The sequence below is a fragment of the Dysgonomonas sp. 511 genome (assembly GCF_010501105.1).
Lineage (GTDB): Bacteria > Bacteroidota > Bacteroidia > Bacteroidales > Dysgonomonadaceae > Dysgonomonas.
Map to the genome: position 1 here is coordinate 51,673 of NZ_QVMQ01000021.1, position 7,571 is coordinate 59,243.

Genomic DNA, 7,571 nt, shown 5'->3' on the forward strand with positions numbered 1-7,571 from the left:
GTTAATCGGTTAATACTAAGGTAGATGGCGCATCTTTCATTAGCTTCGGATTTTTGCTTTCGAGCACCCTCCAGCTATTCAGCCCTATAAGGATCAAGTCTTGCCCTTTGAGGATATCGCCATCTACGGGTATATTATTATTCCACAATTGGAACAAATAAGGATTGATAGCCTTGATAGCTCTCACTGCTTTTATGAAATCCATCGAACTGTCTGCCAGCCCGATAGCATCCCATAGGGTAATCCTCACATACGAGTTTTCGGCCAGGCGTTGCATAAATTCGCTAACAAAGATGTCGTCTTCGCTAAGTATGGGAACAAAAATATTCCTTATATTCTTTAATCCTTTATCAATAAATATGCCAACCGGCATATCACTCTTCGAAACGATGGTACGTGTACCTTCGTCAATGGGCGCGGCTAATATCGGTTGCCAGCTTTTGTGGTTTCCCAGTTTAGACAGGAGATAGTTGGGGATATGCAGCAGTTTGTTAGAGAACCCTAATACCCGGCCAAATACGTTGTCGGAGAAAACCGAGCCGCGATGCCCTATCAAAAGGAAGTCGTATTCGCCTTTGTTGGCTATTTTGGCAACGCCTGTGCTTACGTCTCCCACTACTTTGAATATCGGGGTATAAGATTGTCCCAGTTTTTTTGCCTCCTCATCTACGGGTTTAAACAGTTCTTCCTCTTCTTCTTCGATGCCATATTGATAAAGCAGATTTCCTTCCGAGAGATGCAACATCGACAGTTCGGAATGGTTTTGTTTCTTGCGTATCAGGCTGTTTGCTATCAACAGCAGTTTGAGGCCTATATAGGCATTGTCGAACGAAACGAGTATCTTGTATTTCGATTCTTCGACCTGCTCTTTTCCGGTTTCTCTTTTGCTGAATATTTTTTCGATAAGGCTGAGGGCGGGCGATGTCATAAATGTTGTAGTAAGGGCTACCACCACCATCATTACGAATACTTCGGGGGTAAGGATACCTAAATCGAGGCCGATGTTCAGCACCACCAGTTGTATCAGTCCGCGTGTATTCATCAGCGAACCTATTATCAGGCTGTCTTTCCAATTGTACCCTACAAAACGGGAAGCGAAAGCACTACTCACAAGTTTACCTACTATGGCTACGATGACAATACCTCCGCATATAATCCACATGGCCGGATCGTTCAACAGTCCGATCTGCGTACGCAATCCTGTATATACAAAAAACAGAGGCAGAAGCAACACCAGTGAAATATCTTCGATCTTCTCGGTAAACAGGTTCCTGAAATTGTGGCTCGGCGGCATAATCACACCTGCCAGAAATGCGCCGACAAGGGCATGTATGCCTATTACCTCGGTGGCATAGGAAGAGAGGAACAGCACAAAGAAAAAAATACCAATTGCCGATTTGCTAATGATACGGCTCGACGACTGCATCTCTACCACGCGCTTTAGAAACGGGCGTACCACCTTAAACATTATCAGTACATAAGCTACTGCCAGCAGGATGGTATAAAGGGCACTCGCCACCGATCCGGCTTTTACGATGGCAATAACGGCTGCAAGTAAGCACCATGCTGTAATGTCATCTATGGCGGCACAGGTGATAATCATTGCCCCTAGTGGCGTCTTATTCATCTCTCGCTCGTGTACGATACGCGCCATCACAGGGAAGGCGGCAATACTCATTGCAATACCCATAAACAGGGCGAAGGGCAGGAACGGTGTTTCTTCGTATGTGAATGTGCCAAACAACTGGTAGGCGACAACCATACCCAATGCAAATGCCACGACAATACTCGTATGGCTTATTATAAGGGCTTCGTTGGCCTTGTTTTTCAGCGTTTTGAGATTGAGTTCGAGTCCTACGATAAACATGAATAGTATCAATCCTATCTGGCTAAGGAACTCTATGGTTTCGAGCGAATATTCGGGAAAAAGAAAAGCTGAGACACCGGGAAAATAGTATCCTAAGAGTGAGGGGCCTAATATAACTCCGGCTAATATTTCTCCCACTACAGTAGGTTGCCCTATCTTCTGACAAATCCACCCGAATAGTCTGACAGCAAGCAGGATAACTACAATTTGCAAAAGCAGTATAGCCATTGGTTCGGCAACATCGCCAGCCAATTGGACAAGAAAACTTTCCCATCCCGAATTTTGCGATGCCAACCCATAAACATTTTGTTTTGTTTCCAGATTATTCTTTCCGAGTTTGGCGATAATATATATAAGGGCAGAAAAAAACGTAATAACGGAAGTATAAAAGATTAGGTTTTTATATTTCTTCATAAACTCAATTCTCAGTTTTCAGATATATTTCCGGATTTCCAGAACAAAGATACGATTTTTAATGCTAAAACCGGCCGGTTTCGTATAAGCGCAGGGTAGAAAATAACAAAAAAATTGCAAAAAGGAGAGGTGTAATAGGTAAGGGATTAATAATAAATTTCAGTAGTTTGTCGAAATTGGTTATCTTTGTTGTTTAATTATAATTATATGATTAAATGAAATGACCCTTGACGATTATAAATTTGATTAATGAAGATATCAATTGTAAGCCCTGTTTATAAAGCCGAAAAAATAATACCTGTCTTAGTTAAAAGAATTGAGCAGTCTATCTCAAATATTACTTGCGATTATGAGATTATACTTGTAGAGGATTGCGGACCAGATAATTCTTGGGAGGTTATAGAACAGATCGCGAGCAAAAACGATAAAGTTATAGGGCTGAAATTAAGTCGTAATTTTGGGCAACATTATGCTATTTCAGCAGGCTTGGATTATGCTACTGGAGACTGGATTGTGGTTATGGACTGCGATTTACAAGATCGCCCCGAAGAAATTCCAAATCTTTACAAAAAGGCACAGGAGGGCTATAGTATAGTACTCGCCAAACGTTACGAGCGACAAGATACGTTATTAAAAAGAATAACTTCTGCCATTTTCTATAAAATATTATCTTATCTTACGGGAGTAAAACAAGATAAGGATATTGCCAATTTTGGTATTTACAGCAAAGCTGTAATTGATGCAGTGTGTTCCATGCGAGAATCTATCCGCTACTTCCCTACAATGATAAATTGGGTAGGTTTTGAGCGTACGAAGATACAAGTAGAGCATAATCCACGATTTGAGGGAAAAACTTCTTATAACTTCAAGAAACTGATAAATCTGGCCCTAGATATTATATTAGCATATTCGGACAAACCTGTACGCCTTACAGTAAAAGTCGGTGTTGCAATTTCTTTGTTGTCCATTCTTGCTGCATTTTATACTTTTATTATGTGGCTGGCTGGTAATATTACTGTGATGGGATATGCTAGCTTGATTATTTCCATTTGGTTCTTATTTGGAATTATTATTATTACACTAGGTATGGTGGGGCTTTATGTGGGAAAGACTTTTGAAAGTGTAAAGAAGCGACCAATTTATATAGTGGCTAAAACGATTAACAGAAAAGAGATTTAAACCAGTTAGAGAAGATGGTTGAATATTTACAATGGGACTCAGGCTTTTTCAAAAGAAAAATTGGACGGATAAGCATTACTAATAAATCAAATCTATCTGATTTATTAGACAATGCTAGAAAGTCTGGATACAATCTTATATATTGTTTTACAAAAGAATCTCTTCTGATAGAAAACACTATCCTTGATAGATTTAACGGATCGCTGGTAGATCAGAAAATCATATTTAAAGGGATAACAAATATCACAAATAAAGATATTTCAGATATAAAAGAATTTGAAGGTACAATAGTCAACGAAGAGTTATTGAATCTGGCATACCTTAGTGGCAGTTATTCCCGATATAAGACTGATTATCATTTTACAGAAGCCGAATTTAAAAAATTTTATAGGACATGGGTAGAAAATTCTTTAAAAAAAGAAATTGCAGACAAAACATTTGTAGCCTATAATAAAGAGAATATGATTGTCGGTCTGGTCACTGTAAAAAAAAGCATAGACACTGGTACTATAGGTCTTATTGCAACTGATAGCTCTTTACAAAAAAGAGGACTGGGGCGAAAATTAATGAATGCTGTACAAATATATCTGTACAATAATGGTATATCCTTTTGGGAGGTAGCTACACAAAAGGATAACAAAAATGCATGTGATTTTTATCGCAAATGCGGATTAACAGAAAAAGAGACAAACAACATATACCATTTTTGGTTATAACCACAAATAATTGGATTTATGATACCTTTCAACAAGCCTTACCTGACAGGCAAAGAAGCCCATTATATATATCAGGCTGTATCATCGGGAAAAATCTCCGGGAATGGTATCTTTACAAAAAAATGCCAAAGCTTCTTTGAAGAGCATTATAATTTCAACAAGTGCCTTCTTACTACTTCCTGCACCGATGCTCTCGAAATGGCTGCTATACTTATAGATACCCGGCCAGGTGATGAAATTATTATGCCATCATATACATTCGTAAGTACTGCAAATGCTTTTGTGTTGAGAGGGGCAAAGATTGTATTCGCCGACTCTATGGCAAATAATCCAAATATGGATGTTGACAAAATAGAAGCTTTGATAACACCCAAAACCAAGGCGATAGTTCCTGTACATTATGCAGGATTTGCATGCGATATGGACAAGCTTATGGAACTGGCACGTAAATATAACTTATATGTAATAGAGGATGCGGCACAGGCTATAGACAACTATTATATTAGTAAGGATGGAACAAAAAGGGCTTTAGGCTCTATCGGCGACCTTGCCGCTTTTTCGTTCCATGAAACTAAAAACATCATTTCGGGTGAGGGAGGCATGCTTGTTGTAAACAACAAGAAATTTGAGCAAAGGGCAGAGATAATCTGGGAAAAAGGGACTAACCGTTCAGCTTTTTTCCGGGGAGAAGTTGACAAATACGGCTGGGTAGATGTTGGCAGTTCATTTTTGCCATCGGAAGTAATAGCAGCATTCCTATGGGCGCAGCTTGAAAACATGGAAGACATACAAGCCAAAAGAAAGTCTATTTGGAATACTTATCATGAGGGACTAAAAGATTATGCTCAAAAAAATAACATAAAATTGCCGGACATTCCCAGTTATTCTACAAACAATGCGCATATGTTTTATATGGTTTGTGAAAGTCTGCAACAGCGTACAGAGATAATAAACAGATTGAAGACGAATGATATCCTCAGCGTTTTTCATTACCTAAGTTTGCATTCTAGCCCTTTTGCCAAGGATAAACATGACGGCAGAATACTATCTGAATCTGATAGATATACTGATACTCTGGTGCGATTGCCTTTTTATTATGAATTGACTGATAATGATATAGCCAAGGTTATTAATATAATTAAGCAAATATAAATGTTTCATATTTTTTTTACAAAAGAGAAGAATCTTCTACTATTAGGTTTTCTGCTGATTACAGTTGTGTTCTCTCCATATCTGTTTTTGGGAGAAAACATCCATATACCTATTTGGGACAATCTTGATTCTAATCTCGTATGGGCTAAAATGGTATTAGACCAAGGTGGTCCATTCCTTCCATTAGATACAACTATCGACCAAATGATGGATGGAGTACCCCTATCTTCCATATGTCCGGTATATGACATAAGCTACTTGTGGTTCAAGATATTTGGTATGTTTTGGGGATATGCTTTCAGCAAATATCTGGTTGCTCTGATTGGATTCTTCGGTATGTATTTGCTGTTGAAGAAACATATGTTACCCCAGGATACGCCTTTATATATTTCCATTGTTGTTTCTGTACTTTTTGGGTTATTGCCTTTTTGGTCGTTTTCGCCTCATATTGCCGGTATACCTGCTGTTCTTTTTGCCTTCCTTAATCTTAGGCAGGGAAACATACGGTACTATAACTGGCTGATTCTTATTATATATGCTTTTTATTCTTCATTAATACTTGTCGGATTTTTCTTGCTGGTCACCATGTCATGTTTATGGGTCTGGGACTTGATTAGGAAAAGAAAAAATAGCAAATATTTGTTTATGGGTATTATTTTGTTGAGTCTGATGTATGTAATAAGTCATTTGCCGTTATTTTATTCATTTTTTGCTGATAGTAATTATACTTCACACCGAATAGAATATTATATTTCTGGAGATAATATATGGGGCATAATAAAGCAAATGGCTAAAGAGACTAACAATAATTTATTTTTCTTTCATACAGTAAGCCTAAATAGATATATATTAGTATCGCTATTTATTGCAAGCTTCTTAATGATTAAATATAAGAAAAAAAATAAAGTATTTATACTCCTCCTTATCTTCGTCGTATCATCAAACATATTATACATACTATACAGATGGAGTGTATTTTCGGATATCGTATTTATTATGAACAAAATATTACCGATAGATCTTTCTCGTATATCTTGGTTATGGCCTGCCTCATGGTATATGTTATTCGCAATATCATTGTATTATATACAGATCTCTGTTAGGTGGGGAAAATACATATGTATTATCATTATATTAACCCAATCTTTTGTTTTATTCAGTTCTCAGCCTTACTATACAAACCTGAATAACCCTTCCTATAATAAATTCTATGCAGAACAGCAATTTAATGATATAAAACAGTATATAGGTAAAGAACAAACTTCATACAAAGTAACTAGTGTATGTCTTCATCCTGCAATATCCCAATATAATGGTTTTAATACACTCGATGGTTTTTCTGCAAGCTATCCTTTATCATACAAATACAAATTCAGAAAAGTTATAGGAAAAGAATTAGAAAAGAATGATGCTTATAAAGCTCATTTTGATTTTTGGGGTTGCCAGTGTTATTTATTTTCTACTGAAATTCCTTTTCATTTTATTACTGTTTACTATGCTAACAACCTATCCCCCATCCAACACCTAGATCTCGATTACAGTCTGATAAAAGAAATGAATGGACAATATATAATATCGTCAACCGAGATAAACACAGACTATAATAGCCGACTAAGATTGATGAAAATATTCGATAATTACGAAACATCTCACTGGACGATATACTTATACGAAATAATTTGAATAAATGAATACCCAATTTTTTACAAAAGAGAAGAATCTTTTACTATTAGGTTTCCTTCTCATTACAGTTGTGTTCTCGCCATATCTGTTCCTGGGAGAAAACATCCATATACCTATTTGGGACAATCTTGATTCTAATCTCGTATGGGCTAAAATGGTATTAGACCAAGGTGGTCCATTCCTTCCATTAGATACCACCATCAACCAAATGATGGATGGCATCCCCCTTTCTTCCTTATGTCCGGTATATGATATAAGCTACTTGTGGTTCAAAATGTTTGGTATGTTTTGGGGATACGTTTTCAGTAAATATCTGGTTGCTCTGATTGCATTCTTTGGTATGTATTTGCTGTTGAAGAAACATATGTTACCCCAGGATACGCCTTTATATATTTCCATTGTTGTTTCTGTTCTTTTTGGGTTATTGCCTTTTTGGTCGTTTTCGCCTCATATTGCCGGTGTACCTGCTGTTCTTTTTGCCTTCCTTAATCTTAGGCAGGGAAACATACGGTACTATAACTGGCTGATTCTTATTATATATGCTTTTTATTCTTCATTAA

Annotated in this window: 6 protein-coding genes; 5 read left to right on the forward strand and 1 reads right to left on the reverse strand. The window is 37.1% G+C overall.

The annotated features are described in order from the left end of the window. Nucleotide 1: 1 nt before the first annotated feature. Nucleotides 2-2,281 carry a cation:proton antiporter gene (locus D0T57_RS10475; protein ID WP_163273445.1) on the reverse strand — a complete coding sequence of 760 codons (2,280 nt, stop codon included), beginning with the start codon at nucleotides 2,279-2,281 and terminating at the stop codon, nucleotides 2-4. A gap of 249 nt (nucleotides 2,282-2,530) precedes the next feature. Here D0T57_RS10475 and D0T57_RS10480 point away from each other — a divergent pair, with 249 nt between their 5' ends. The 5 genes from D0T57_RS10480 to D0T57_RS10500 form a co-directional block, all read left to right on the forward strand. Next, nucleotides 2,531-3,460 carry a glycosyltransferase family 2 protein gene (locus D0T57_RS10480; RefSeq protein WP_163273446.1) on the forward strand — a complete coding sequence of 310 codons (930 nt, stop codon included), beginning with the start codon at nucleotides 2,531-2,533 and terminating at the stop codon, nucleotides 3,458-3,460. 14 nt (nucleotides 3,461-3,474) lie between these two features. Next, nucleotides 3,475-4,176 (forward strand): GNAT family N-acetyltransferase, encoded by a 702-nt coding sequence (locus tag D0T57_RS10485; RefSeq protein ID WP_163273447.1) that lies wholly within the window; start codon nucleotides 3,475-3,477, stop codon nucleotides 4,174-4,176. A gap of 18 nt (nucleotides 4,177-4,194) precedes the next feature. Then, the gene (gene rffA / locus D0T57_RS10490) at nucleotides 4,195-5,328 is read left to right on the forward strand and encodes a dTDP-4-amino-4,6-dideoxygalactose transaminase (RefSeq protein ID WP_163273448.1); all 1,134 of its coding nucleotides are present in this window, start codon (nucleotides 4,195-4,197) and stop codon (nucleotides 5,326-5,328) included. After that, a complete protein-coding gene (locus D0T57_RS10495; protein ID WP_163273449.1) occupies nucleotides 5,329-7,011 on the forward strand; it encodes a DUF6044 family protein in 1,683 nt (560 codons plus the stop codon). Nucleotides 7,012-7,015: 4 nt separating this feature from the next. After that, on the forward strand, nucleotides 7,016-7,571 hold a 556-nt coding region (locus D0T57_RS10500; RefSeq protein ID WP_221412301.1), incomplete at its 3' end, for a DUF6044 family protein.

Coding starts and splice junctions, on each gene's coding strand:
- rffA (WP_163273448.1), top strand. CDS start 4,195: ATGATACCTTTCAACAAGCCTTACCTGACAGGCAAAGAAGCCCATTAT.
- D0T57_RS10495 (WP_163273449.1), top strand. CDS start 5,329: ATGTTTCATATTTTTTTTACAAAAGAGAAGAATCTTCTACTATTAGGT.
- D0T57_RS10485 (WP_163273447.1), top strand. CDS start 3,475: ATGGTTGAATATTTACAATGGGACTCAGGCTTTTTCAAAAGAAAAATT.
- D0T57_RS10480 (WP_163273446.1), top strand. CDS start 2,531: ATGAAGATATCAATTGTAAGCCCTGTTTATAAAGCCGAAAAAATAATA.
- D0T57_RS10475 (WP_163273445.1), bottom strand. CDS start 2,281: ATGAAGAAATATAAAAACCTAATCTTTTATACTTCCGTTATTACGTTT.